General features: G+C 24.6%; 26 protein-coding genes and 6 pseudogenes. 12 read left to right on the plus strand and 20 right to left on the minus strand.

Features of this window, described 5'->3' with window-relative positions; genetic code table 4:
* Positions 1-2 precede the first annotated feature (2 nt).
* The 3 genes from AAHH39_RS09450 to AAHH39_RS09460 are packed head-to-tail and all read left to right on the plus strand — an operon-like array spanning position 3 to position 3,651.
* Positions 3-647 (plus strand): nucleotide exchange factor GrpE, encoded by a 645-nt coding sequence (locus tag AAHH39_RS09450; protein ID WP_342217883.1) that lies wholly within the window; start codon positions 3-5, stop codon positions 645-647.
* Between the two features lie 14 nt (positions 648-661).
* The gene (dnaK, locus tag AAHH39_RS09455; protein WP_174481222.1) at positions 662-2,509 is read left to right on the plus strand and encodes a molecular chaperone DnaK; all 1,848 of its coding nucleotides are present in this window, start codon (positions 662-664) and stop codon (positions 2,507-2,509) included.
* A gap of 20 nt (positions 2,510-2,529) precedes the next feature.
* On the plus strand, positions 2,530-3,651 hold the full coding sequence (locus tag AAHH39_RS09460; protein WP_339039920.1) for a DnaJ C-terminal domain-containing protein: 1,122 nt from the start codon (positions 2,530-2,532) through the stop codon (positions 3,649-3,651).
* A 34-nt stretch (positions 3,652-3,685) separates the two neighbouring features.
* Here AAHH39_RS09460 and AAHH39_RS09465 read toward each other — a convergent pair whose 3' ends face one another.
* The gene (locus AAHH39_RS09465; RefSeq protein ID WP_342217884.1) at positions 3,686-4,204 is read right to left on the minus strand and encodes a DUF1295 domain-containing protein; all 519 of its coding nucleotides are present in this window, start codon (positions 4,202-4,204) and stop codon (positions 3,686-3,688) included.
* A gap of 546 nt (positions 4,205-4,750) precedes the next feature.
* On the opposite strand from AAHH39_RS09465, the pseudogene AAHH39_RS09470 reads away from it, so the two are divergent.
* Both AAHH39_RS09470 and AAHH39_RS09475 read left to right on the plus strand, forming a co-directional pair.
* Positions 4,751-5,554: pseudogene (locus AAHH39_RS09470) on the plus strand (IS30 family transposase); the annotation flags it as partial.
* 87 nt (positions 5,555-5,641) lie between these two features.
* The gene (locus AAHH39_RS09475; RefSeq protein WP_342219321.1) at positions 5,642-6,880 is read left to right on the plus strand and encodes an IS256 family transposase; all 1,239 of its coding nucleotides are present in this window, start codon (positions 5,642-5,644) and stop codon (positions 6,878-6,880) included.
* Between the two features lie 29 nt (positions 6,881-6,909).
* Here AAHH39_RS09475 and AAHH39_RS09480 read toward each other — a convergent pair whose 3' ends face one another.
* Both AAHH39_RS09480 and AAHH39_RS09485 read right to left on the minus strand, forming a co-directional pair.
* Positions 6,910-7,248 (minus strand): hypothetical protein, encoded by a 339-nt coding sequence (locus tag AAHH39_RS09480; protein ID WP_342217886.1) that lies wholly within the window; start codon positions 7,246-7,248, stop codon positions 6,910-6,912.
* Positions 7,196-7,588 (minus strand): hypothetical protein, encoded by a 393-nt coding sequence (locus AAHH39_RS09485; RefSeq protein WP_342217887.1) that lies wholly within the window; start codon positions 7,586-7,588, stop codon positions 7,196-7,198. The genes AAHH39_RS09480 and AAHH39_RS09485 overlap by 53 nt, the downstream gene beginning before the upstream one ends.
* On the opposite strand from AAHH39_RS09485, the pseudogene AAHH39_RS09490 reads away from it, so the two are divergent.
* Positions 7,570-8,041: pseudogene (locus AAHH39_RS09490) on the plus strand (IS5 family transposase); the annotation flags it as partial. The gene AAHH39_RS09485 and the pseudogene AAHH39_RS09490 sit on opposite strands and share 19 nt — an antisense overlap.
* Positions 8,042-8,203: 162 nt before the next feature.
* Positions 8,204-8,530, plus strand: a pseudogene (locus AAHH39_RS09495) (transposase); the annotation flags it as partial.
* A gap of 282 nt (positions 8,531-8,812) precedes the next feature.
* Here the strand turns inward: AAHH39_RS09495 and AAHH39_RS09500 are convergent.
* Entirely contained in the window at positions 8,813-9,223 is a 411-nt protein-coding gene (locus tag AAHH39_RS09500; protein ID WP_342217888.1) for a hypothetical protein, read from the minus strand.
* On the opposite strand from AAHH39_RS09500, the pseudogene AAHH39_RS13480 reads away from it, so the two are divergent.
* Positions 9,167-9,298, plus strand: a pseudogene (locus AAHH39_RS13480) (IS30 family transposase); the annotation flags it as partial. The gene AAHH39_RS09500 and the pseudogene AAHH39_RS13480 overlap by 57 nt on opposite strands.
* A gap of 39 nt (positions 9,299-9,337) precedes the next feature.
* On the opposite strand, the gene AAHH39_RS09505 reads toward AAHH39_RS13480, so the two are convergent.
* From AAHH39_RS09505 to AAHH39_RS09530, 6 genes are all read right to left on the minus strand, one after another.
* Entirely contained in the window at positions 9,338-9,943 is a 606-nt protein-coding gene (locus AAHH39_RS09505) for a transposase-like zinc-binding domain-containing protein (RefSeq protein ID WP_342217889.1), read from the minus strand.
* Positions 9,944-10,027: 84 nt separating this feature from the next.
* Positions 10,028-10,633 carry a transposase-like zinc-binding domain-containing protein gene (locus AAHH39_RS09510; protein ID WP_342217889.1) on the minus strand — a complete coding sequence of 202 codons (606 nt, stop codon included), beginning with the start codon at positions 10,631-10,633 and terminating at the stop codon, positions 10,028-10,030.
* 219 nt (positions 10,634-10,852) lie between these two features.
* Positions 10,853-10,987, minus strand: coding sequence for a hypothetical protein (locus AAHH39_RS09515; RefSeq protein ID WP_342217890.1), 135 nt, complete (start codon positions 10,985-10,987; stop codon positions 10,853-10,855).
* Positions 10,988-11,076: 89 nt separating this feature from the next.
* A complete protein-coding gene (locus AAHH39_RS09520) occupies positions 11,077-14,034 on the minus strand; it encodes an AAA family ATPase (protein WP_342217891.1) in 2,958 nt (985 codons plus the stop codon).
* Between the two features lie 82 nt (positions 14,035-14,116).
* On the minus strand, positions 14,117-14,914 hold the full coding sequence (locus AAHH39_RS09525; protein ID WP_342217892.1) for a hypothetical protein: 798 nt from the start codon (positions 14,912-14,914) through the stop codon (positions 14,117-14,119).
* 109 nt (positions 14,915-15,023) lie between these two features.
* Positions 15,024-15,818, minus strand: a complete 795-nt coding sequence (locus AAHH39_RS09530) for a hypothetical protein (RefSeq protein ID WP_342217893.1) — start codon at positions 15,816-15,818, stop codon at positions 15,024-15,026.
* A 90-nt stretch (positions 15,819-15,908) separates the two neighbouring features.
* Between AAHH39_RS09530 and AAHH39_RS09535 the strand changes: the two genes are divergently transcribed.
* Positions 15,909-16,043 carry a hypothetical protein gene (locus tag AAHH39_RS09535; protein ID WP_342217761.1) on the plus strand — a complete coding sequence of 45 codons (135 nt, stop codon included), beginning with the start codon at positions 15,909-15,911 and terminating at the stop codon, positions 16,041-16,043.
* A gap of 188 nt (positions 16,044-16,231) precedes the next feature.
* Here the strand turns inward: AAHH39_RS09535 and AAHH39_RS09540 are convergent, their stop codons facing one another.
* A complete protein-coding gene (locus tag AAHH39_RS09540) occupies positions 16,232-16,510 on the minus strand; it encodes a hypothetical protein (RefSeq protein ID WP_342217894.1) in 279 nt (92 codons plus the stop codon).
* Positions 16,511-16,722: 212 nt separating this feature from the next.
* Between AAHH39_RS09540 and AAHH39_RS09545 the strand changes: the two genes are divergently transcribed.
* Entirely contained in the window at positions 16,723-17,667 is a 945-nt protein-coding gene (locus AAHH39_RS09545) for an IS30 family transposase (protein WP_342217458.1), read from the plus strand.
* On the opposite strand, the gene AAHH39_RS09550 is transcribed toward AAHH39_RS09545, so the two are convergent.
* Complete coding sequence (locus AAHH39_RS09550; protein ID WP_342217895.1) at positions 17,659-18,369, minus strand: hypothetical protein; 711 nt, start codon at positions 18,367-18,369, stop codon at positions 17,659-17,661. The genes AAHH39_RS09545 and AAHH39_RS09550 overlap by 9 nt on opposite strands.
* A 395-nt stretch (positions 18,370-18,764) precedes the next feature.
* Between AAHH39_RS09550 and AAHH39_RS09555 the strand changes: the two genes are divergently transcribed.
* Entirely contained in the window at positions 18,765-19,709 is a 945-nt protein-coding gene (locus tag AAHH39_RS09555) for an IS30 family transposase (RefSeq protein ID WP_342217896.1), read from the plus strand.
* Here the strand turns inward: AAHH39_RS09555 and AAHH39_RS09560 are convergent.
* Positions 19,701-20,030 carry a hypothetical protein gene (locus tag AAHH39_RS09560; RefSeq protein WP_342217897.1) on the minus strand — a complete coding sequence of 110 codons (330 nt, stop codon included), beginning with the start codon at positions 20,028-20,030 and terminating at the stop codon, positions 19,701-19,703. The two genes, AAHH39_RS09555 and AAHH39_RS09560, sit on opposite strands and share 9 nt — an antisense overlap.
* A gap of 561 nt (positions 20,031-20,591) precedes the next feature.
* On the opposite strand from AAHH39_RS09560, the gene AAHH39_RS09565 reads away from it, so the two are divergent.
* Positions 20,592-20,879 (plus strand): agmatine deiminase family protein, encoded by a 288-nt coding sequence (locus tag AAHH39_RS09565; RefSeq protein WP_342217898.1) that lies wholly within the window; start codon positions 20,592-20,594, stop codon positions 20,877-20,879.
* On the opposite strand, the pseudogene AAHH39_RS09570 reads toward AAHH39_RS09565, so the two are convergent.
* The 7 genes and pseudogenes from AAHH39_RS09570 to mraZ all read right to left on the minus strand — a co-directional run.
* Positions 20,866-21,255: pseudogene (locus AAHH39_RS09570) on the minus strand (transposase); the annotation flags it as partial. The gene AAHH39_RS09565 and the pseudogene AAHH39_RS09570 sit on opposite strands and share 14 nt — an antisense overlap.
* Positions 21,256-21,429: 174 nt before the next feature.
* Positions 21,430-22,275, minus strand: a pseudogene (locus AAHH39_RS09575) (IS256 family transposase); the annotation flags it as partial.
* Positions 22,276-22,434: 159 nt separating this feature from the next.
* Positions 22,435-22,719, minus strand: coding sequence for a cell division protein SepF (sepF, locus tag AAHH39_RS09580; protein WP_286642494.1), 285 nt, complete (start codon positions 22,717-22,719; stop codon positions 22,435-22,437).
* Between the two features lie 6 nt (positions 22,720-22,725).
* Positions 22,726-23,880: a cell division protein FtsZ gene (gene ftsZ, locus AAHH39_RS09585; RefSeq protein WP_342217900.1), complete on the minus strand. Its 1,155-nt coding sequence runs from the start codon at positions 23,878-23,880 to the stop codon at positions 22,726-22,728.
* 35 nt (positions 23,881-23,915) lie between these two features.
* Entirely contained in the window at positions 23,916-25,196 is a 1,281-nt protein-coding gene (locus AAHH39_RS09590; protein WP_342217901.1) for a hypothetical protein, read from the minus strand.
* Between the two features lie 21 nt (positions 25,197-25,217).
* Positions 25,218-26,168, minus strand: coding sequence for a 16S rRNA (cytosine(1402)-N(4))-methyltransferase RsmH (rsmH, locus tag AAHH39_RS09595; protein ID WP_342217902.1), 951 nt, complete (start codon positions 26,166-26,168; stop codon positions 25,218-25,220).
* A 5-nt stretch (positions 26,169-26,173) separates the two neighbouring features.
* Positions 26,174-26,605, minus strand: a complete 432-nt coding sequence (gene mraZ, locus AAHH39_RS09600) for a division/cell wall cluster transcriptional repressor MraZ (protein ID WP_342219345.1) — start codon at positions 26,603-26,605, stop codon at positions 26,174-26,176.
* Between the last annotated feature and the right edge of the window lie 140 nt (positions 26,606-26,745).

Below are 26,745 nucleotides of genomic sequence, written 5' to 3' on the forward strand. Positions count from 1 at the left end.
AAATGACAAAAGCTAAAAAAGATAACATTGATAACGTATCAGCAACAGAAGCTAAAGATACAACTACTTCAACTCCTGTTACTGAAACACCAGTAAGTGTCGAAGAAGAAAAAATATCATTAAATAAAGAAATCGAATTAGAAACAAAAATTAAAGAATTAACAACAGAACTTAATAAAATTAATTCACAGCAAAAGCAATTAATGCTAGCTACTAGATTAAATACCATTAAAGAATTAGAAATTCAAAATAAAGAACACATTAAATATGCTAACCAAAAAATTATTAAAGATTTAGTTCATACTTTATTAAATTTCCAACGAGCACTAAACTTTAAAACTGATAATGCAGCAGTTCAAAATTTCCTAGTTGGTTTTAAATTTATCTATGAAGAATTAATTAAAGCACTTGGTAAAGAAGGTTTAAAAGAAATTACTGCTAAAGTTGGAGATCAATTTAATTCTCACCAACATGAGGCAGTAGAAATTATTAATGATAATACAAACAATGCTTATCAAAATGTAAAAAATAATACTATTGTTGAAGTTATAGCTAATGGTTATGAATTGCATAATCGTGTCATTAGCACCACTAAAGTTAAAGTTTTTCAAACTAAAGAAGAAAAAACAGAAACAAAGAAAAATTAAGGAGTGAAAATATTATGTCTACAAATAAAACAACAAATAAAGAAATCATTTTAGGAATCGATCTAGGAACAACTAATTCATGTGTTGCCGTAATGGAAGGTGATAAGCCAAAAGTTATTGAAAATGCCGAAGGTGGAAGAACAACACCATCAGTTGTTGCTTACAAAGATGGTCAAATTATGGTTGGTGAAGTTGCTAAACGTCAAGCTATTACTGATCCAGATAATACTGTTAGTTCAATTAAAAGAATTATGGGAACTAAAGAAACAGTTAAAGCCGCTACTAAAACACGTAAACCAGAAGAAGTGTCTGCAGAAATTTTACGCACTATTAAAACTTTTGCTGAATCAAAATTAGGTAAAAAAATATCAAAAGCAGTTATTACTGTTCCTGCTTACTTTAACAATGAACAACGTGAAGCTACTAAAAATGCAGGAATTATTGCAGGATTAAAAGTAGAAAGAATTATTAACGAACCAACTGCTGCTGCCATTGCTTATGGTTTAGACAAACAAGATAAAGATCACAAAATTTTAGTATTTGACTTAGGTGGTGGAACATTTGACGTTTCAGTTCTAGAATTAGCAGGTGGAACATTTGAAGTATTATCAACTAGTGGTGATAACAAACTTGGTGGTGATGACTTTGATGCCTTAATTGTTCAACATTTAGTTAGTGAATTCAAAAAAAGTAATGGTGTTGACTTATCAAAAGATAAAATGGCAATGCAACGTTTAAAAGATGCTGCTGAAAAAGCAAAAAAAGACTTATCAGGAGTAGTACAAGCTGATATTTCATTACCATTTATTTCAATGAATGCCTCAGGTCCATTACATTTAAATGAAAAATTAACACGTGCCAAATTTAATGAACTAACAAAATCACTAGTTGAAAGAACTATTGCTCCTGTTCGTGATGCCTTAAAAGAAGCTAAATTAAGCAAAAATGAAATTGATGAAGTTATTTTAGTTGGTGGTTCAACAAGAATCCCAGCTGTGCAAGAAGTTATTAAAAACGAAATTGGTAAAGAACCACATCGTGGTGTTAACCCTGATGAAGTAGTAGCTTTAGGTGCTGCTATTCAAGGAGGAGTATTATCGGGTGATGTTACTGACGTTTTACTATTAGATGTAACTCCTTTATCATTAGGTATTGAAACTTTAGGAGGAGTAATGACGCCATTAATCTCTCGTAATACTACTGTTCCTACTAAAAAGTCACAAGTTTTTTCAACTGCTGAAGACAATCAACCCGCTGTTGATATTAGTGTTTTACAAGGAGAACGTCCACTAGCTAAAGATAATCATTCACTAGGTCGTTTCCAATTAAGTGGTATCGAACCAGCACCAAGAGGTGTTCCACAAATTGAAGTTACTTTTGATATCGATGTTAATGGTATTGTATCTGTTAGTGCTAAAGATCTAAAAACTAATAAAGAACAAAAAATTACTATCAGCAATAGTGGTACTTTAAGTAAAGACGAAATTGAAAAAATGGTACAAGATGCTGAAAAGAATCGTGAAAACGATGAAAAACATAAAGAAGAAATTGAATTATCTAATCAAGCACAAGCCTATATTTATGATATTGATAAAATGACTGCTGAAGTTACTAAATCAGCAAAAGAAGGCGAAGCAGAAAATCCACAAATTGCTGAAATGAAAAAACTACGTGATGACTTACAAAAATCACTAGATGAAAAAAAATATGATGATTTAAAAGAAAAACTAGAACAATTAAAACAAGCATTTGCTGCTGCACAACAATTTATGAACCAACAAAAACAAGAACCAACAGATCATATTAAAAAAGATGATAATAAAAGTGATGATGTTATTGATGTTGACGCAACAACTAAATAAAATAATTAGAGGTGGACAAAATGGCAAGTAAAAAACGTGATTATTATGAAATTCTAGGAGTTTCACGTAATGCTACTCCAGATGAAATTAAGAAAGCGTTTCGTACGCTTGCAAAAAAATATCATCCTGATTCACCAAGTGGTGGTGATGAAGCTCGATTTAAAGAAATAAGTGAAGCTTATCAAGTTTTATCTGATACTAATGAAAGAGCAAAATATGATCAATTTGGTCATGATATGCCCGGAGTTGGCAGTTCTTCTGGTTTCGGTGGCTTTGGTGGTTTCGGTGACTTTAGTTCGGCATTTGGTGACTTATTTGGTGACTTATTTGGTGGTAATAGAAGACAACAACAACGCTATAATGGTAAAACACCAGGTGATAATATCCTAACAAAAGTTGAAATTAGTTATCGTGATGTATTCTTTGGCAAAAAAATGACCATTAGTATTAACATTGATGTTGCTTGTAAGGATTGTAAAGAAACTGGTGCTAGAACTCCTAATGATATTAGTACATGTGATAAATGTAAAGGTAAAGGAGTTCTTGAATATGTTCAACAATCACCATTAGGTATGTTTAGACATCAAGGTGTTTGCAACCAATGTCAAGGACTTGGTAAAATTATTCGTCAAAAATGTTTAAAATGCAAAGGACATCGCTATTATATTGAAAATCAAAAATTAGAATTTGATATTCCTCGCAGTATTTTTGATGGTCAACAAATTAGAATTAAAGGTAAAGGTAAAATTGGTCATAATGGTGGCACTCAAGGCGATTTATTTGTTGGTATTAATATTAAACGACACGCTTTCTTAGATCGTCAAGGTAGTGATATGTATATTAAATTACCAGTATCTTACTTGGATATTATTTTGGGAAATATTATTATGATTCCTACCTTTGAAGGAATAATTAAACATAAATTACCATTAGGACTACAATATGGTGACAAAATTACTTTAAAAAATCAGGGATTCTATTACCCTAATAGTAGTAAACGTGGTGATTTACATGTTATTCTTGATATACAAATGCCTAATAAAGTTACTAAAACAGAGCAAGAAAAATTATGAAATATTAATAACGAAACTAAATTTGATCCAAATGAAGATTTTGTTAATAGTGCAATAAAAAGAATTTAATAAATTAATATATAAAAAATAAGAACATATGTTCTTATTTTTTATATATTAATTTTTTCACTTTATTAATTGGACCTTTTTTACCGATATAACACATTACACAACTAGTTTCATTTAAATATTTGTAATAATCTTCATTAGAGTGGAACCTTTGTCATTGTTTTACTTCTCATATTGGTATGTCGGTAATATTAATTACTACAACATTAAAATACAACGGACTTAATAATCATAATAAATGAAATAAATAATTTATATCACTATTAATATTTTTAAATAATAAATCACAAATAAACAATGCTGTCATCATATATCAAAACCCAATTTCTGCTAAATAATTAGGGTGACGACAATCTTTTCATAAACCATAATTAATAAAAAATAAATCATGTTTTTTCTTTAAGGAAAATCTAAACTTTTGTCAATCTGCAATTGTCTCAATAACTAAAAATAAAATAGCAAGCATAATAAAAATAAGTAAGTAATTATTAAATGTACTATTAAAATAAACAATATCAAGACTTAATGCAAAAACCGTAGGAATACTAATCATAAAAACTGAAATTCCTTGTAAAATTGAAAAAATACTAAATTTTCAAAAATTAATAATAATTTTATCAAAACGATATTCAACCTTATGTTTAATAATTTTTAATAATAAAAAACTACCTAATCTTAGAGCTCAAATATTATAAAGAACAAACAACGAAATTTGGACAGGACTAAAATTTTGCTTTCAAGCAACGATGATCACACTTAAACAAATAAAACTTAAACAATAAATAATATCAGTTAAAATAGCAGTTTTAAAAATAAAAGCTATCATAAAGAAAATAAAATTAATAGTTAATGATATTAAAAATATTCAAAGTATAATATAAAAATCCATAATAAATACCCCTCTAAATTATATTAAATATATTTCAATTATAACAACTAATGAAATAAGTTTAATAACTTAGATTTAAATTTTTAATTTTGTACAAAAATATATTTAAAATATATATTTAAAATCCTGAATTGTAAAATTAAAAAGGACACTTATATAAAAATTAAATTGTGTTAATTCTATAATTAAGAAAAGAAAGGAATTAGCACAATGTATAAGTATCTGACTATTGAATCAATAATAGCAATAAAAGAATATAAAAGTTATGGATTTTCGATTCGTAAAATAGCAAAAGCCATTGATTATAGTAAATCAACTGTACATAGAGTTTGTAGATTATTAAATCAAAACTTATTACCATTAGAAATATTGAATAAAATTCAAAAAAATAAACAAAATGCAGGTAGAAAATTAATAATTTTAACTTTAATAGAAATTAATACTATTAATCATTTGTTAATTACTAAAAATTATGCTCTTGATATAATTGCTAATTTTTTAAAGGAAAATAAAATAAAAAGTATTTCAACAAAAACTTTATATAACATGTTTAAAACAAATCGAATGGGTTTTGATGAAAATAACTTATTGAGAAAAGGAAAAAATAAACCTCACAAACAAAAAGAAACTAGGGGCAGAATTAATAATTGTAAGTCTATTCATGAAAGAAATTTAATCATTCCTAATATTAAAAATATAGAAGAATTTGGTCATTTAGAGGGTGATACTATCATTGGTAAAGATCATAAAAGTTCTATTATTACTTTAGCTGATATATGATCAAAAACCACAATTCCTTTAGCAACTAAAAATAATAAATCAGAAAATATTACAAAAAGTATAATAAAATTTATTTCAAAGTTACAAAAAGGAACAGTTAAAACTATTACTTTTGATCGTGGTAAAGAATTTAGTAAATGAAAATTAATCGAAAAAAATTGTAATGTTAAGATTTATTTTGCAGATCCTGGTAAACCTTGTCAAAGAGGTTTAAATGAAAATAATAAGGCAATGTTTAGTAATCTGTGTAACTTACAAAAATAACTATGTTTAATTAATTCTAGTAAATATAATTAAATGACTAGAAAGAGTGAGTTACAGATGGCTAAAAAACAAAATATTAATAATAATGATCCAATATCAAAAGCAGTAGATTTATTATTAGAAAATACTGGAGATTTAACAACAGTTTTTAAAGAAGGGGGTTTATATAAAGAATTAACAAAACGTTTAGTTGAAAAAATGTTGAATTCTGAAATGCAAAATTATTTAGGATATGAAAAAAATCAACATAGTAATACTGAAAATGCTCGTAATGGTACAAGTTCAAAAAAATTAATAACTCAACAAGGTAAAATTGAGATTGATGTACCAAGAGATCGCAATAGTGATTTTACTCCTGTAATAGTTGCAAAAAGACAGCGAAGATTTGATGGTTTTGATCAACAAGTGCTTTCACTATATGCAAAAGGTATGACTCTATCTGACATTAGAATGCAGTTACAAGAGTTATATCATGGTGCTGATATTAGTGAAAGTGTTATTAGTCAAATTACTGATGATGTTATTGATGATGTCAAAACATGACAAAATCGACCATTAGAAAGCGTTTATCCGATTGTTTATTTTGATTGTATAGTAGTTAAAGTTCGACAAGATAAACGGATTATTAATAAATCAGTTTATATAGCATTAAGAGTTGATTTAGAAGGTAAAAAAGATGTTTTAGGCTTATGAATTAGTGAAAATGAAGGTGCTAAATTTTGATTAGCTAATTTCACAGAAATGAAAAATCGAGGCTTAAATGATATTTTGATTGCTTGTAGTGATAATTTAACAGGCATGTCAGAAGCAATACAAGCAGTTTATCCTAAAACAGAACATCAATTATGCATTGTTCATCAAATTCGAAATAGTTTAAAATATGTTTCATACAAACATCGAAAAACTCTAGTTACAGATTTAAAACCAATTTATAGTGCATGTAGTGAAGAACAAGCAATGCAAGCTTTAGAATCATTTGAAAGTAAATGAAATAAACAATATCCCCAAATTGCTAAATCTTGATATAAAAATTGAGAAAATTTGATGATTTTTATTAGTTATCCTGCAGAAATCAAAAGAGTAATTTATACAACAAATGCTATTGAATCTGTTAATAGTCAATTACGAAAAGTTATTAGAAACAAAAAAGCTTTTCCTAATGATATGTCAGTTTTTAAAATATTTTATTTAGCAATTGAAAATATAACAAAAAAATGAACATTGCCTATTCAAAATTGAAATACAGCAATTGCTCATTTTATGATAAAATTTGAAGACAGAATTAATCTGAACTAGTACTTTGTAAAACAAAGATACACAGATTTCTAAAAAGCCTCTTTTGTTTTTTTTAATGGTCACTTACCATCTCAAACAGTACCCATTTCATATCCTAATCAAGCATGTGTCACTCTTGCATTTTTAATAACTTCTCTTCTTGTTACAGTGCCACCACTACTAATTTTAATCAAATCTAAAACTGATTTTTCTTGTCCTATGAATTGTTTTGCAAGATTTCAAGGTAATATTTGTTCACTAAATCATTGTTGTAATATTCTAACTTTTGGTTGAGTTTCAATAGGCATTGATAACAGTGGAAATGCTACCTTATCTTTAACAAATAACTTTGGGTATACTTCAACCATGAATTGGATATACTTTATCATTTAATTCTTCAATATTATTAATTCAATTTTTTATATATTGCTTAGGCTTTTCTAATTCATTTCAACCAAAAATATTGTCATAATTTGTAGTAATTATTTTATCAAAATTATTATTTATTAATTCTAAAATTTCTTTTTTTTCACTATTAATTTCCTTTTTTACTATATCAATATCAAGTTTACTATTGTATTCTTTTATAAAAAAAGCACTTGCATCATCTTTTTTTCTATTGGAACTAATAAATTTGTATCTAAGAACCTGTTTAGAATCTTTTCGAAAATAATGTAAAATGATTATATATTTTAAAATAAGAGGTATATATGCATAAAAATTATCCAAGTCATGTCACCAAAGAACAATTTGAGAACATAAAATCAATTTTAGAAAATAGCAAAAAGAAAACAAAACCAAGAAGTTTAGATTTATATGAAGTATTTTGTGCAATTTTATATGTATTAAAAAGTGGTTGTCAATGAAGAATGCTACCAAAAAATTTTCCAAAATGACAAACTGTATATTATTATTTTCAAATTTGAAGTAAAAATAATGGTAAAGAACCTAGTGTATTGCAATTAATTTTAAAAAAAATTAGTTAAAAAAGTTCGTATCAATAATAATCGCAAAGAACAAACTAGTTTTTGTATAATTGATTCGCAAAGTGTTAAAAATACAGATACTACTGAAAATAAAGGTTATGATGCTGGTAAAAAGATTTCAGGCATAAAACGTCATATTGTTGTTGATTCTCAAGGTTTACCACATGCAATTTACATAACCACAGCAGAAAAAACTTTTAATTATGTAGAAAAGTATGGATGACCAAAAATTATTCATCAATTTACACTTAAAATATTATTTTTAATTAAAAATTTGTTAAAAATAACATTATTTAGTGTAAAAATTCTCTAAAAATAACACTTTATCATGTATCATTACTTTTCTACAAAATTAAAGGAAAAAACAGATCGTAATAGCGCTATAATAATGATTGAAAATGAAAAAGAAAATCTTTCTGCAGTTCAAAAAATAATAGTAGATGCTGGTTATACTGGTGAAAAATTTGCTTCTGAAATCAAAACAATCATAAATGCAAATGTTGAAGTGATAAAACGTAATGAATTACATACTTTTGTAGTATTACCAAAAAGATGAATTGTAGAACGAAGCTTTGCTTGATTAGAAAAATACAGAAGATTATGAAAAAATTGTGAAAGAAAACTAAATACTAGTTTACAAATGGTTGTTCTTTCATTTATTTCAGTTTTATTAAAAAGATTCTAAACAGGTTCTAATAAACTCTTTAAATTATCCAAAACTCTTGAAAGATCAAAGTTATTTTGAACCATACTCTTCAAATTCTTAAGTTCTTTTTTATAATAATCATCTAAATCTTGAAATTCATTCTCTATTTTTTCAATAATAGAAATTAATAATTCTTTTCATAAAGGAAAACCAAAATTTGCAGAAAAACCTTTTAATTTTGTAGAAAAGTAGTGGTAAAATAAAAAAAGTCATCAACTTGACTTAAAATTTGATTTTATTAAATTTTGGGATTTATTTTTTTTACAAACTGAAATATAACACATTGGATTTTTGATAAGGGGTTAATCCGTAGTGTTGATATTTTCATTTCCATAAATTGAGGTAATTTTGAATATTGGTAAATCCAATGCCATGGTAATGAGTAATAAATTCTTTTAAACTTGATTGTATTTTACTGACATTACTTAATTTTTTATAATTTAATTCTTTATTTTCTTTTGATTTAAACTGCTGGATAGTGGATTTAGTTTGTTTAGCTACTGTATCATATAATACTTGCATATCACAAACTATAATTGAATTTTCTTCGATAAGTTTCGATGTTAAGTTTTCTTGTACTCATTTTTTATTTAATCTTTTAGTATTTGTTGTTTGAGCATAGATATTTCTTTTAATTATGTAGAAAAGTATGGATGACCAAAAATTATTCATCAATTTACACTTAAAATATTATTTTTAATTAAAAATTTGTTAAAAGTAACATTATTTAGTGTAAAAATTCTCTAAAAATAACACTTTATCATGTATCATTACTTTTCTACAAAATTAAAGGATATTTCGGTTTTCATCAATTGCCATTTGAATACAACAATTTAAATCTTTAGCATTTTCTTCAATTCATTGTTTTCTTGGATCATTTGGATCTTTAAAGTTTCCTTTATGAATTTCTTTGATAAAAGTTTCGTCAACTTCAATTCTAGCTTTTAATTTTACAAATTGATTTTGTGTTTTTACTAATTGTGTTGATTTCATAAATTTTTGACGATTAAATCAGGCAGTTTTATTTGTAGTATTAATAAATTGAGAAATAATGTAAGCAGATTGACCTAAAGTAGCTATTTGTATCAATAAATCTCATTGATCATGAGATAAATAACTTCAATAAAAATAATGATTTTTAAAAGCATGAAAAGTAATATTACAACTTTTACATTTATATCTTTGCTTATAATCTTTACTACCATATTTAGTACACAAAAAAGAACTACAATCTGGACATTGAATCCCTTTCTCTTTGAATTTTTGTTCGACTGCTTCAAATTTTTCTTTTTTCTCAATTTGTTTAATTCTAGTTTTATTTTCTCTAAAAATCTCAATAAAATCTTTATCAGACAAATTATTTAAAATTTCTTTTACTGTATTTTTATTCATTTAAAATCACCTCTTTAATATTAAAAATACCATATAAAAATATATTTTTGCTAATTTTACTAATACCACTACTTTTCTACAAAATTAAAGGATATTTCGGTTTTCATCAATTGCCATTTGAATACAACAATTTAAATCTTTAGCATTTTCTTCAATTCATTGTTTTCTTGGATCATTTGGATCTTTAAAGTTTCCTTTATGAATTTCTTTGATAAAAGTTTCGTCAACTTCAATTCTAGCTTTTAATTTTACAAATTGATTTTGTGTTTTTACTAATTGTGTTGATTTCATAAATTTTTGACGATTAAATCAGGCAGTTTTATTTGTAGTATTAATAAATTGAGAAATAATGTAAGCAGATTGACCTAAAGTAGCTATTTGTATCAATAAATCTCATTGATCATGAGATAAATAACTTCAATAAAAATAATGATTTTTAAAAGCATGAAAAGTAATATTACAACTTTTACATTTATATCTTTGCTTATAATCTTTACTACCATATTTAGTACACAAAAAAGAACTACAATCTGGACATTGAATCCCTTTCTCTTTGAATTTTTGTTCGACTGCTTCAAATTTTTCTTTTTTCTCAATTTGTTTAATTCTAGTTTTATTTTCTCTAAAAATCTCAATAAAATCTTTATCAGACAAATTATTTAAAATTTCTTTTACTGTATTTTTATTCATTTAAAATCACCTCTTTAATATTAAAAATACCATATAAAAATATATTTTTGCTAATTTTACTAATACCACTACTTTTCTACAAAATTAAAGGAAAAACCTGCTCCTAAAAATAATATTGTTTTCTTTTCAATTATTTTTGAACTAATAAACTTAATGTTTTCTTCTACTTTTTTGCTTTAATTTTGTAGAAAAGTAATGATACATGATAAAGTGTTATTTTTAGAGAATTTTTACACTAAATAATGTTAATTTTAACAAATTTTTAATTAAAAATAATATTTTAAGTGTAAATTGATGAATAATTTTTGGTCATCCATACTTTTCTACATAATTAAAACTTTTTTGTCTAAACAATCTTTTGAATCTGCCATTTAATTTTGCATCTTTCTATTATAGATTAATTTAAATTTAACATAAAAAAGTAGTTATTACTACTTTTTTAATTAAACGACATAATTAACATTTTTCGTTGATTTATCGCTTTCAATAATTTTTTTAGCATCTGCTAATTTAATGGCTACCATTTTCGTAATTCCTTGATTTTGCATAGTTGTACCATATAATACATCACAATTTTCCATTGTGCCTGGACGATGAGTAACAATAATAAATTGTGTATATTGTGAAAAACTACGAACATATCTAGCAAAACGGTCTAAATTTGCTGGATCCAATGGTGCTTCAACCTCATCTAATATTGTCAATGGCAATGGCTTGACTTTTAAAATAGCAAATAATACCGCCAATGCAACTAATGATTTTTCACCACCTGATAATAAGTTTAAATTACTAATTCTTTTACCAGGAGGATTAGCAAGCACTTCCACACCTGTATTTAAAATATCATCAGGTGATGTATATCGTAAACTACAAGTTCCTCCACCAAATAAAGTTTGAAATGTTTCGGGCAATACCATATTAATAGCTTTGATTGTTTCATCAAATTGCGTTACCATAACATTGTCCATTTCATCAATGGCTGTTAACAACGATTGTGATGCTAATTGCAATTCATCATGTTTAGTTTTTAACCGTAAATAACGTTCATTTTCATTTTCAAATTCTTCAATAGCATTAATATTTACAAATCCTAAATCTTCAATCTCACTACGTAATTGTTGTACCAAATTACGTGCTTGTTGTTCATCTGCTAATGGTTCACTATAATGTTCTCTAGCATATTCATAAGTTAAATTATAAGTTTCAACTAAACGTCTTAAATGTTGTTCTACTTTTGACTCCATTTTTACTTGTTCAAGCTTTTGATTATTTAATTTATCACTAGTCATAAAATGTTCTTGATTTAAACTATATAATTCATTTTCTAAACTTTGCATTTGTTCTAATAATTGATGTTTCTGTTTACGAATTAATTGTAGTTGACTTTTTATTGTTGCTTGATCATATTTAGAATTTTCATATTGAATAAAAATATCATTTAATTGGTTTGTAGTATCAATATCTAATTTTTTACCAGTTAATGTTTGATATTGAGTAGTTAATAATTGTGATTGATTAGTGATATCACTAATTTCACTAATCAATTTATTTATTGTTAAAGTAATTGTCAACTTTTGACCTTGATAATTATTTAATTCACTTTCAATACTTGTTCTTTGGACATTTATATTAACTAATTGTTGTTCTAATGATTTAATTTCTTCTTTTAATTCAGAAACTATTAACTTTTCTTTAAAAAAATTAATACTATTTTGATGTTGATAACCTCCAACAATAGCACCACCAGCTTTAATTAATTGACCATCTAAAGTTACACATTGGTATTTAGCAGCAATTAATTGTGAAATAACTCTTGCGCTTTCTAAGTCTTCACAAATAATAGTACGACCTAAAAGAAAATTAATAATCGGCTGAATTCTATTATCAACTGCTGTAACTAAATGATGAGCAAAACTTAAATAACCCGATTTACTATTAACAATAATTTCATCTTCTTTAGTCGCTGTTCGAACTTGAATTGAATTTAAAGGTAAAAAAGTGGCAATTCCCGCTTTATTTTGTTTTAAAAATTCAACAGCCTTGGTTGCATCTTTGTTAGTCGCCGTAACAATGTTTTTTAAAGTATTGCCCAATACTTTAACAATCGCTTCACTATAAAGATCGGGCACCGAAATTAAATCACTCACTACTCCAATGATGCCATATAGTTTATCTTTATTATTTAAAATTGTTTGAACACCCAAATATTTTTGATTTTGTCGTTGTTGATAATTAATTACCGATTCTAATTGTGCTTTTTTTTCGCCTAAACCACGATGAATATTATTTTGTCCTAAAATTAAATCTTGATGTTGAACATTTAGTTCTTCAAATAAATTATTAATTTTATCAAAATTTTCTTGTTCTTTTTTTTGCAAAAAAGTTTTTTGTTCAATAATAGTAAGCAAAGTTTCAATTTCATTTTTTAATTTTTCAACTTCTGTTTGATCTTTTATTTCACTTTGTTTTGTTTTCATTAACAATTTTTGTTGTTCTAAAACTTGCAATAAACTATTAACATTAGATAAATTCATTTCTAAACTATTAATGTTTTTATCTAAATCATAACTTTTATTTTTTAAAAATTTTAATTGTTGTTCATTCTTACTAATACTTAAATTAAGTTGTTGTTGTAAAATTTCATTATCATTTATATTGACTGTTGTAAGTTTTAATTGATTATGATATGTCTCCAAATCTTTAACAATAATAGTAATTTCATATTTTTTTAAATTATCACGTAATTCAACATAAGTTTTAGCTTTCTGTGCTTGTTTTGCTAATGGTTCAATTTTTCTACTTATTTCACTAATAATATCATTAACTCGAACTAAATTTTCATTAGTACGCTCTAATTTACGTAATGACTCTTCTTTCCTCTTTTTGTATTTTGAAACACCCGCAGCCTCTTCAAATAAAGTTCTTCTTTCTTCTGGCTTAGAATCAGCAAATCGTGAAACATTACCTTGACTAATAATTGCAAGTGAACCCTTAGCTAAACCTGTACCCATAATAATTTCTTGTACATCTTTTAAACGAACACGAGCTTTATTAATGTAATATTCATTTTCTGAACTATTACGAAAAGTTTTTCTAGTAATTTGTACTTCATTAAAATCAACTTTAAATATTTTATTAGTATTATCAAAAACTAAAGTAACTTGAGCACTATTTAATGGTTGTTTACCTTTAGCACCATTAAAAATTATATCTTCACTATTTTCACCACGTAATGATTTAACTGATTGTTCACCTAAAACTCAACGAATAGCATCATTAATATTAGACTTTCCAGAACCATTAGGGCCAACAATACCTACAATATTAGTATCAAATTCTATTGTTAAAGGCTCTGCAAATGACTTAAAACCATATGCTTCAATTCTTTTTAAGAATGCCATCTTACCTCACCTATTTTAAAATATATATTTATATTTTAACATGAATCAGCTTAATATTTATTGTTAAGATTTAACAGAAATATTACTTTATTTGCATTATTATTTGTTCTTTAATTGTTTTATAATAAAATTTATTAATTCACAAATAAAATAATGTAGTACTAATAATAGTACTAATAATTAACATTATAACTAAGATACTATTAATTCATAATGGAATTCCAATAATTGAATAATTAAAGTTGAGAATATTATAAGGATAAATAAAATTTTTAACATCATTTGCTTGCAAAATACTGGCTCTAATATAAATATAAGTTAGATAAATAATTGGATAAATAACTACTAATATAAATTGTTTTTTAATATTGATATTAAATTTATTTTTTCTAAACGTTAAAATTAAAAAAGTAATCATCAATATTGGTGATACTAAATGATCTAAAAAGGAACAAAATAAAGATAAATTATTCAATTTTCAAAATCAATTAAGTTCTAAATCTAACTTTGAAACACTATCAATAAATATCCCCACTCAAAAAATAAGGGCAGTAATAGTTATGTATATTGTTAAATTAATTTGACTATAAATATTAGTGAATCTATTTGTCTGCTCTTTTTGATGATAAATTAAAGAAAATAAAAATCAAATATTAACAATAAATATTGTTTGAGAAGACCAAAATGATAACATTACATCAAAGTTTTGCAATACTATAGAATTATAAAAATTATCTTTATTAGTACTATTAACATATCAAAATTCAGTAAATACAGAAAAGATGATAGTCAATATTGATAAAATAAAAATTAATATACAGCTTAATAATTTATATAAAAATCTTCAATCTTTAAATTTTTGCTTATATAATAAAAACACAAATTATTCCTCTTCGAAAAACAAAATCATATTTAATAAATATAATAATAACAATTTTTTTGCTAATTTAACAAAAAATAAGTATTAATTAAATTTTGACATGAATATTTTAATAAGAAGTAAGCGAAGTTGAAGATAAATTTTTACTAGAATCACTTTCTTTACTTTGTTCAAGTTCATCAAAATTGTTTTCTAAAATTGGTAAAAATTCTAAATCACATTGCTCTTTTATATCATTAAAACTCACAATTGGACTATTTTTTTTAGGTAACACATTTTTTAATTGTGTCTCTAGTTGTGCAATTTTTTCTTCTTTTTCTTCAATAATTTTTTTTAAATGTTCAATTTCAGTATCTTTTTTTTCAAACTCAGATTTGAAAGCAGTAGTTATTGCTTCAACTACATCTCAATCTTCATCTTCAGTTTCTTCTCATTCTTTTTCAACTTTTGCTTTAATTTTTGGAATTAAATCTTCTATATATGTGTCAATATATTTAATAATCATTTCAAATAATAAAGAACCTTCATCTTTAGTTCCTACATTTTCATTATTATCAATCGTCTTTCAACTATTAATAACTTTTAATCTTTCAATAGGAAAAATTTCTTTTAATGATGTTATAAGTGACTGATATTGTTCTTCAATTTTTTGAAATATTTCATTAAGTTTTGCTTGAAAAAATTCTTTTTGTTTATTATTTGTTAATTGAGGAGTTTCATTTTCAATAGTTTTAATATTCTCTAATACTTCTATTTTTTTAAAAATTTTGCTTACTTCCTTTTCACTTAAGAAATTATCTTCAACTAATGTAAATTTAGTGTATAAATTACAAAATTTTCTTTTAATTATGTAGAAAAGTATTTTAATTATGTAGAAAAGTATGGATGACCAAAAATTATTCATCAATTTACACTTAAAATATTATTTTTAATTAAAAATTTGTTAAAAGTAACATTATTTAGTGTAAAAATTCTCTAAAAATAACACTTTATCATGTATCATTACTTTTCTACAAAATTAAAGGAAAAGTATGGATGACCAAAAATTATTCATCAATTTACACTTAAAATATTATTTTTAATTAAAAATTTGTTAAAAGTAACATTATTTAGTGTAAAAATTCTCTAAAAATAACACTTTATCATGTATCATTACTTTTCTACAAAATTAAAAAAATTTTCTAGATAAAAAATAATATTTTTCCTCTTCAATTAATTTTTTAAGCAAAATTTTTCTGCCTTCTTTATTTAATATTTGAAAATTAGCTTCTTCACTATCGGGAACTGCTAATACCAAATAATTATCATTTTCTGTTTTTAAATAAAATTTGATCATGGTAACTTATATTGTAAATTATCATTTTTATATTCAATTTTAATAATTAATCCTGGTTGTAAAATATTATTGATCATATTGTTTAATTTATATTTTTCACGATCTCATTCATTATTTTTAAATCATAAAATAAATTCATAAAGTGAAATTGTAAAAGACTTAATAAATTCAATAATTTTTTGATGATAATTTTTAATATTATCTTTCATTAAATTTGTATTATTAATAATTCCCTGTTTAGTTTCTTCTAATTGAAGCATTTTTTGTTTTTCTTCTTCTTCAATAGCTTCTTCTTGCTTTTTTTTACTTTCTGTTATTTTTTCTCTTGTAATAATTCTAATTTTTTCAATTTGCTGTTTTAACTCTGCTAGTACTTTTTTATCATTACCTGAATTGTAAAATTAAAAAGGACACTTATATAAAAATTAAATTGTGTTAATTCTATAATTAAGAAAAGAAAGGAATTAGTACAATGTATAAGTATCTGACTATTGAATCAATAATAGCAATAAAAGAATATAAAAGTTATGGATTTTCGATTCGTAAAATAGCAAAAGCCATTGATTATAGTAAATCAACTGTACATAGAGTTTGTAGATTATTAAATCAAAACTTATTACCATTAGAAATATTGAATAAAATTCAAAAAAATAAACAAAATGCAGGTAGAAAATTAATAATTTTAACTTTAATAGAAATTAATACTATTAATCATTTGTTAATTACTAAAAATTATGCTCTTGATATAATTGCTAATTTTTTAAAGGAAAATAAAATAAAAAGTATTTCAACAAAAACTTTATATAACATGTTTAAAACAAATCGAATGGGTTTTGATGAAAATAACTTATTGAGAAAAGGAAAAAATAAACCTCACAAACAAAAAGAAACTAGGGGCAGAATTAATAATTGTAAGTCTATTCATGAAAGAAATTTAATCATTCCTAATATTAAAAATATAGAAGAATTTGGTCATTTAGAGGGTGATACTATCATTGGTAAAGATCATAAAAGTTCTATTATTACTTTAGCTGATATATGATCAAAAACCACAATTCCTTTAGCAACTAAAAATAATAAATCAGAAAATATTACAAAAAGTATAATAAAATTTATTTCAAAGTTACAAAAAGGAACAGTTAAAACTATTACTTTTGATCGTGGTAAAGAATTTAGTAAATGAAAATTAATCGAAAAAAATTGTAATGTTAAGATTTATTTTGCAGATCCTGGTAAACCTTGTCAAAGAGGTTTAAATGAAAATAATAATGGTATTTTAAGAAGATATTTACCAAAATCTACAGATCTATCTTCATATAAACAAAAAGATTTAAATACTATAGCATTTCAAATTAATTCTACACCCAGAAAATCACTATCTTATAAAAGACCAATAGATTTAATACAATTATTTTAAAAAACTGTCCCATTTATATTTACAATTCAGGTTATCTAAACTTACATTTTCTAAAGTTCTTGACAAATTTTCATATGTCGTTCTTTCTGTTTTATTAATATTTTCTAATGCTGCTATTTTTTTATTAATAACTTCAATCGATTTACTTTCTTCTTCAACTAATTGTTCACAATGTCTATCAAACTGTAATGTAATTTCTTTTATTCTTTCAGAAGTACTTTTTGTTAAATTTACTGCTTCTGTTATGTATTTCATTATGAAATTTTTTGCTAAGTCACTTGTATATGAATCACTTATTTTTTTTAATATAGTAAATTCATTATTGATAGCACCACATATTCTATTAATATTTCATTCTAAACTATCTGCTGCAAATTGTTCAGTACTATTAAGAATAAGAAATTGATAATAATAATCCATTATCTTAGAATCGTCAATATTAATAATAAAATTTTTTAATTCATTTATTCTTTTTGCTATCTTTTTTTGAAAACTATTATAATAACTTTCATTATTATAATCTTCTAAATCAATTAAAAATTGTTTTCTTTTCATCACATTACTAACTAATGCCACTTGTTCACTACATTCTTTAACTTTTTCTAGATTTCTTTTATGATTTAAAATAAATTCTTGATAATCTTCACCAATAATTTTAAATTTTTTAATATTTTTTTCAAAATTAATAAAAACATTACACAACTCAGCAATTTTTTCTTTTCACTCTACCGATAAAAACTGTTCTAGATTTTCTTCTTGTATAATTTGTTTTCAAAAATTAATCGCATTATCGGGAATTTTTAATTCAGGAAAAAAGTAATCAAAATTAATTCGTGCTTGTTCTTGTTTAAATTTTATAATTTCCAGAACAATATTTTTAAATTTTATAATTTCAAAATATTGTTCTGGAAATGATTCTTTAACTATATTTTTTAATTCAATAATTAAGTTATGTTCTTCATTAAAAATTTGCCGTTCTTTTTCAATTCATTGTCATGAATTTTTTAAATTTCCTGAATTGTAAAATTAAAAAGGACACTTATATAAAAATTAAATTGTGTTAATTCTATAATTAAGAAAAGAAAGGAATTAGCACAATGTATAAGTATCTGACTATTGAATCAATAATAGCAATAAAAGAATATAAAAGTTATGGATTTTCGATTCGTAAAATAGCAAAAGCCATTGATTATAGTAAATCAACTGTACATAGAGTTTGTAGATTATTAAATCAAAACTTATTACCATTAGAAATATTGAATAAAATTCAAAAAAATAAACAAAATGCAGGTAGAAAATTAATAATTTTAACTTTAATAGAAATTAATACTATTAATCATTTGTTAATTACTAAAAATTATGCTCTTGATATAATTGCTAATTTTTTAAAGGAAAATAAAATAAAAAGTATTTCAACAAAAACTTTATATAACATGTTTAAAACAAATCGAATGGGTTTTGATGAAAATAACTTATTGAGAAAAGGAAAAAATAAACCTCACAAACAAAAAGAAACTAGGGGCAGAATTAATAATTGTAAGTCTATTCATGAAAGAAATTTAATCATTCCTAATATTAAAAATATAGAAGAATTTGGTCATTTAGAGGATGATACTATCATTGGTAAAGATCATAAAAGTTCTATTATTACTTTAGCTGATATATGATCAAAAACCACAATTCCTTTAGCAACTAAAAATAATAAATCAGAAAATATTACAAAAAGTATAATAAAATTTATTTCAAAGTTACAAAAAGGAACAGTTAAAACTATTACTTTTGATCGTGGTAAAGAATTTAGTAAATGAAAATTAATCGAAAAAAATTGTAACGTTAAGATTTATTTTGCAGATCCTGGTAAACCTTGTCAAAGAGGTTTAAATGAAAATAATAATGGTATTTTAAGAAGATATTTACCAAAATCTACAGATCTATCTTCATATAAACAAAAAGATTTAAATACTATAGCATTTCAAATTAATTCTACACCCAGAAAATCACTATCTTATAAAAGACCAATAGATTTAATACAATTATTTTAAAAAACTGTCCCATTTATATTTACAATTCAGGTTTTCTAATAAAAGTTCATCAAATACTAAAAACTTTTTATTATTATAAAGAGAAAATAACTCTTGATAAAGATAATGAACAATATTTAAAAATCAAAATAATGAATCTGCTTTAATTAAACTATTAAAAAATATAGTAAGGTCATCACTATTAATTGTTTTTATTAATTGTTTACAATACTTTCTTTCTATTTTTGTACTTGTAATCTTAGAAATTATTTCTTTTCTAAAATCCTTAATATTTTTTTGCTTTTTATTATCAGAACCTATTTCTTGACTTTCTGTAGGCACTTCTTTACATCCTTTCAAATAAAAAACCCATTTATTTTATTAAAAAAAACAATGGGCTTGAAAAACATATTTTTTTAAATTTTTTATTTTAAATTTTCATTAAAATAAGCAAAGGAACAATTCTAAAATAAATTAGTTATAATTTATTTGAAAAAGTTAATTAACAATCTCTAAAATCTCTTGTTAATTACCTATAATAATGCATATAGTTTATCTCTAATATTTTAGATAACTATTGCTAAATAATAGCATGTATAAAATGTATTGCAAATAATATACAAAAATCATACTTTATATTACATTAATTTTACTAATTAAAATGATAAATAAAACCAGATTCAATTAACTTTAACACTTTTATTATGAAATAAATTTTATTTTGTAAATAAAATATTTTATAATAAAAATACTATTTATATATAGAATAGGGGTTACATAAATCCACTATTATAAATAGTACTACTTAAAGGGGGAGGAAATTATGAGCAAATTATTAACATCAACACCAAAAAAAGATGGTTTTTTGCCCTAATTGAATCAATAGAACATAAAGGCACATGAATGATTTGACCGCTTATGAAAGATGATTGACAAAAAGAATGTCAACCAGCACGAACTGTTTTTGCAAAAATAGCCAACTCAATCAATAAACATGAACCAGTAAAAATTATTATTAATAAAAGCAATTGAAATGAAGCTCGCAAACTATTAGATCCAACTATCAAATTAATCGATATCAAATATCAAGATAGTTGAGCGCGTGATATGGGACCAATTTATTTAATAAATAAAAAGAGGCTTTTTAGAAATCTGTGTATCTTTGTTTTACAAAGTACTAGTTCAGATTAATTCTATCTTCAAATTTTATCATAAAATGAGCAATTGCTGTATTTCAATTTTGAATAGGCAATGTTCATTTTTTTGTTATATTTTCAATTGCTAAATAAAATATTTTAAAAACTGACATATCATTAGGAAAAGCTTTTTTGTTTCTAATAACTTTTCGTAATTGACTATTAACAGATTCAATAGCATTTGTTGTATAAATTACTCTTTTGATTTCTGCAGGATAACTAATAAAAATCATCAAATTTTCTCAATTTTTATATCAAGATTTAGCAATTTGGGGATATTGTTTATTTCATTTACTTTCAAATGATTCTAAAGCTTGCATTGCTTGTTCTTCACTACATGCACTATAAATTGGTTTTAAATCTGTAACTAGAGTTTTTCTTTAATTTTGTAGAAAAGTAATGATACATGATAAAGTGTTATTTTTAGAGAATTTTTACACTAAATAATGTTACTTTTAACAAATTTTTAATTAAAAATAATATTTTAAGTGTAAATTGATGAATAATTTTTGGTCATCCATACTTTTCTACATAATTAAAAGAGTTTTTCGATGTTTGTATGAAACATATTTTAAACTATTTCGAATTTGATGAACAATGCATAATTGATGTTCTGTTTTAGGATAAACTACTTGTATTGCTTCTGACATGCCTGTTAAATTATCACTACAAGCAATCAAAATATCATTTAAGCCTCGATTTTTCATTTCTGTGAAATTAGCTAATCAAAATTTAGCACCTTCATTTTCACTAATTCATAAGCCTAAAACATCTTTTTTACCTTCTAAATCAACTCCTAATGCTATATAAACTGATTTGTTAATAATCCGTTTATCTTGTCGAACTTTAACTACTATACAATCAAAATAAACAATCGGATAAACGCTTTCTAATGGTCGATTTTGTCATGCTTTGACATCATCAATAACATCATCAGTAATTTGACTAATAACACTTTCACTAATATCAGCACCATGATATAACTCTTGTAACTGCATTCTAATGTCAGATAGAGTCATACCTTTTGCATATAGTGAAAGCACTTGTTGATCAAAACCATCAAATCTTCGCTGTCTTTTTGCAACTATTACAGGAGTAAAATCACTATTGCGATCTCTTGGTACATCAATCTCAATTTTACCTTGTTGAGTTATTAATTTTTTTGAACTTGTACCATTACGAGCATTTTCAGTATTACTATGTTGATTTTTTTCATATCCTAAATAATTTTGCATTTCAGAATTCAACATTTTTTCAACTAAACGTTTTGTTAATTCTTTATATAAACCCCCTTCTTTAAAAACTGTTGTTAAATCTTCAGTATTTTCTAATAATAAATCTACTGCTTTTGATATTGGATCATTATTATTAATATTTTGTTTTTTAGCCATCTGTAACTCACTCTTTCTAGTCATTTAATTATATTTACTAGAATTAATTAAACATAGTTATTTTTGTAAGTTACACAGATTACTAAACATTGCCTTTAAAAAATAAATAATTTTATTTCTTTATTATTAGAAAGAAATAAAAAACCCATTTGTTCAAGATTAACTTAATTCATTTTTAAATTCATAAATATGAATATCAGTTTTATCAACAACAAAACCAATAACATACGAAATACCACAAAGAAAATCAATAATTCTTCTTCGATCATTTTCAACAGTTGTTGTTAAATTAACTTTAATTGGTTTTTGTAAAATCATAGCATTAGCAATTGATTCAATTTCTTGATAATTTTTAGGAGCAAATTCTTGTATTTGTTCTTGAAAACTGGTTTTATAATTACTATTTTCATCATTGTCTTTATATTTTTTACTTCTTCATCCCATAATTAATTAAACTCCCTTTCGTCTTCGTAAAAATGATGGTAAATCATCATCTGCTTCCATTGCTGCTTCTTGGACTAAATTTTGTTGTTCTTCTTCTTTTTTCTTTGTTTGTTCTTTAATTTCTTCACTTAAATATTGAGTCTTATTGGTAATAAATTCATGATTATCAACTTTTGAACTATAAACAAAATTATTAGCATTAGCACCTTCTTCATCAAAACCAGTGGCAATAACTGTTACAATCATTTCATCATTTAAATTTTCATTAACAGCAACACCAAAAATGATATTAACATCATTACCCGCAGCATCACGAACTAAATCAACAGCAATATTAGCATCAGTTAATGTCATTGTTGTTCCACCAGTAACATTAACAATAGCATTTTTAGCACCCTTAATTGTCACATCATCAAGTAAAGGAGAAGAAATAGCTTTTGTTGCGGCTTGTTTAGCTTTATGTTCACCCTTTGACATTCCAATACCAAATAAGGCATTACCTTTATTTTCAATAATAGTACGAACATCAGCAAAATCTAAATTTATTAAAGCAGGAACAGCAATTAAGTCAGTAATAGTCTGTACACCTTGACGTAAAATATTATCTGCTTCTTTAAACGAATCTTTAAGAGGGATATTACCAATTACTTGTAATAATTTATCATTAGAAATAATAATAATTGCATCAACTTGTTTCTTTAAATTTTCAATTCCAACTACGGCATGAGCATTACGATTACGTCCTTCAAATTTAAATGGTTTAGTAACAATAGCAATTGTTAAAGCACCACATTCTTTAGCAATTCTTGCAACAATTGATGCAGCACCAGTACCAGTACCACCACCCATACCAGCAGCAATAAAAACCATATCTGCACCATCTAAAGCACGTTTAATCTCTGCTTCACTTTCAATTGCGGCTTGTTTACCAATTTCGGGATTAGCTCCTGCTCCAAGTCCCTTTGATAATTCTTTGCCCAAAATAATTTTATTTTCAGCTGGTGATGCATTAACTACTTGTGCATCAGTATTAGCAACATAAAAATCAACACCTTGTACCTCTGCTTCAATCATTCTATTAACAGCATTATTACCAGCACCACCAATACCAATTACCCGAATTGATGCTATTGGTTTAAATTGTGAATTATTATGTTCCATTTTATTTTCCTCCTGAGTAATCAAATTGTCTTCTTCTATTTACTACCATCATTATACTGATAATTTGGTTGAAAGGGGGAATTATAATGCTTATTATCATAATTATTAGAATGCGTATAATGATTTAATTTTGATACAATTTCTGGTTTATGTATTGATGAAATATAATTATTGCTAAAAACATTTACTAAATGTTGGTAGTGAGTATTACCGATTAAAGTAGTTCACTGATAACTATATGCACCAGGAGTTTGGCTGAGCATATATTTTACTTCTTTTAGTTTGCTATTATTTTTAAAATAGTTGGCAAAACCACATAAACCAATAGTAATTCCCGTAAAAATAATTTCCATATCTGAACTATTATTATCACTAACTTCATCAAGAAAATATTCAATACAAGAAATAATTTCATTAATTTGTTTTTTAACTGTTGCTTGTAAATCAGTTTTTGTTAAACGAACAATAGATTTTGTTTGGTCATCAACATACTTATCAACAACAACATCGCATAAATAATTACTACTTATATTAATAATTTTTTGTAAATATCTTTCAGCTTTATCATAACCACAATGCATTTGCTTCATTAATGATTGAATTATTTGATTTCAACCAATTTTAATATTAGTTGTTGCAAATAATACTGAATTACTAAAAACACTAATCTTAGTACTATTAATATTTCAATCAACTAAAACTGTATTACGATTAAAATCAGTATTTTTAATATTACATACTAATGCAAATTGATCTAAAGTAACCGTTAACAATTCTGTTTCGGCATTAGTTAATACTTCGAGGTGAGAATTATATAAACTTTTAGGTAATGAATAAACTAAAGCATCAACATGCATAACTTGTCCTTTTTTAGCAATTGGTAATTGTTCATTACCAATTGCATGATCAACTTTAAAATTGTATGGTTTAGTTAAACAAATAATTTCACTATTATCAATAGTAATGTTTTTAGCCATTTCAATCACTTTACTACAATCTTCATCAGTAATAATGTGATTAGCATCTTTAAAGTCAAGTGATGCTTGTGATTGATAAATTTTTAAATTATTTGAAGGTAAAGTTAAGGCAATACGTTGTACTTTTATATTTAAAGTATTATTAATTTTATTAATAATTTGCCTTAATAACTTACCTGTAGCAATTGAATTAATAATTACACCATTTTCAGAAAACTGTTCAGTATCAACAGTTTCTTTATATAAAACCTGAATTTGATTATTAACATAATTATTAACCATAACTTTTAAACTAAAATCTTCAATTTGACATACAACATATAGTTCTTGAAAATTCATATTGCTCACCTCCAAACGTTTTTACGAATCAATATAAGTAATAACTCTTAGTTTTGCACTTCGTGCTCTTGGATTTTTATTTATTTCATCAGGCTTTGGTGTAATTGGTTTTTTAATTATTAACTGATATTTTGTTTTTCAATTATTGTGAACTGGTAATTTAGCATATAATTGTGCTTGTGGATCAATTAAAACTTCATTAAAAGTTTGTTTAACAATACGATCTTCTAAAGAATGAAAACTAATAACAACAATTCTACCATTAGAATTTAATAATTTCAAAGATTGTTTTAAAGAAGATTTTAATGTTTCTAACTCGTTATTAACAGCAATTCTTAATGCTTGAAAAGTCTTTTTGGCAGGATGATGATGCTTATTTAATACTCTTACTGGTAATGATTTTTTAATAATCGTAACCAATTGTAAAGTGGTATCAATTGGTTGAAAAGTTCTTGTTTTAATAATATTTTTAGCAATACTACTAGCAAATACTTCTTCACCATAATTTTTAATAATTGTTTTTAATTGCTCATAATTATAATTATTAACAATATCTCACGCATTTAATTTTTGACTTTGATCCATACGCATATCTAACTTAGCATCTTTCATATAACTAAATCCTCTAATATCTTCATCAACTTGTGGTGATGATATACCTAAATCATATAATATACCATCAACTTTAGTAATATTTCTTTTTAAAAGCTCAGATTGAATATTAGCAAAATTACTTTTAATTATTTCATATTTATCTTTAAAATCTTTTAAAATAATTTTACTATTATCAATGGCCATTTGATCTTGATCAAAAGCATATAGTTTGCCAGAGGTAAGTTTTGATAGTATAACTTTACTATGACCTGCTCGTCCTAATGTACAATCGACATAAATACCATTAGGTTTAATATTTAAGAAATCAATTGCTTCTGTTAACATTACAGAAATGTGTCTTGCATTGATATTATTCATAATTTTTATATCTCATCTAGAGCTGCTGCCGCTGACTCAAATTTATCCTTGGTATCTTGATTAAAACTATTTCAATTAGTTTCTGATCAAATCTCAATTTTATTGGATAGTCCAATCATAATTACTTTTTGTTTAATATCAGCTAGTGTCAATAATGAATGTGGAATATTAATGCGACCTTTGCTATCAATAGTTAATTCTTCTGAATTAGCAAATACTTGTCTTGCTAAAATTCTGGCTTCTTTCTGACCTTCGGATTGTGATAAGATTTTATCTTGTCATTTAATAAATTCAATTTCGTTACGAATAACTAAACAGCCTTCAAAACCTTTAGAAACAATAACAATCTCATTGTTATAAAAATAACTTCTAAACTTAGAAGGAATTATCATTCGTTTCTTTTCATCTAATGTTGACAATGATTGTCCTAGTAGCATAATATCACCCACACTTTCCCACTATTACCCATATTATATAACCTTTGGCATATAATTGCAATTGATTACTTTAAATGTATGACTAGTCAGTAAAATAAAAGAGCATACAATAATAAAAATAAAAACTCATTTACTTTAAA

Origin of the sequence: Spiroplasma endosymbiont of Amphimallon solstitiale (assembly GCF_964030965.1) — a bacterium.
Classification (GTDB): domain Bacteria; phylum Bacillota_I; class Bacilli_A; order Mycoplasmatales; family VBWQ01; genus Spiroplasma_E.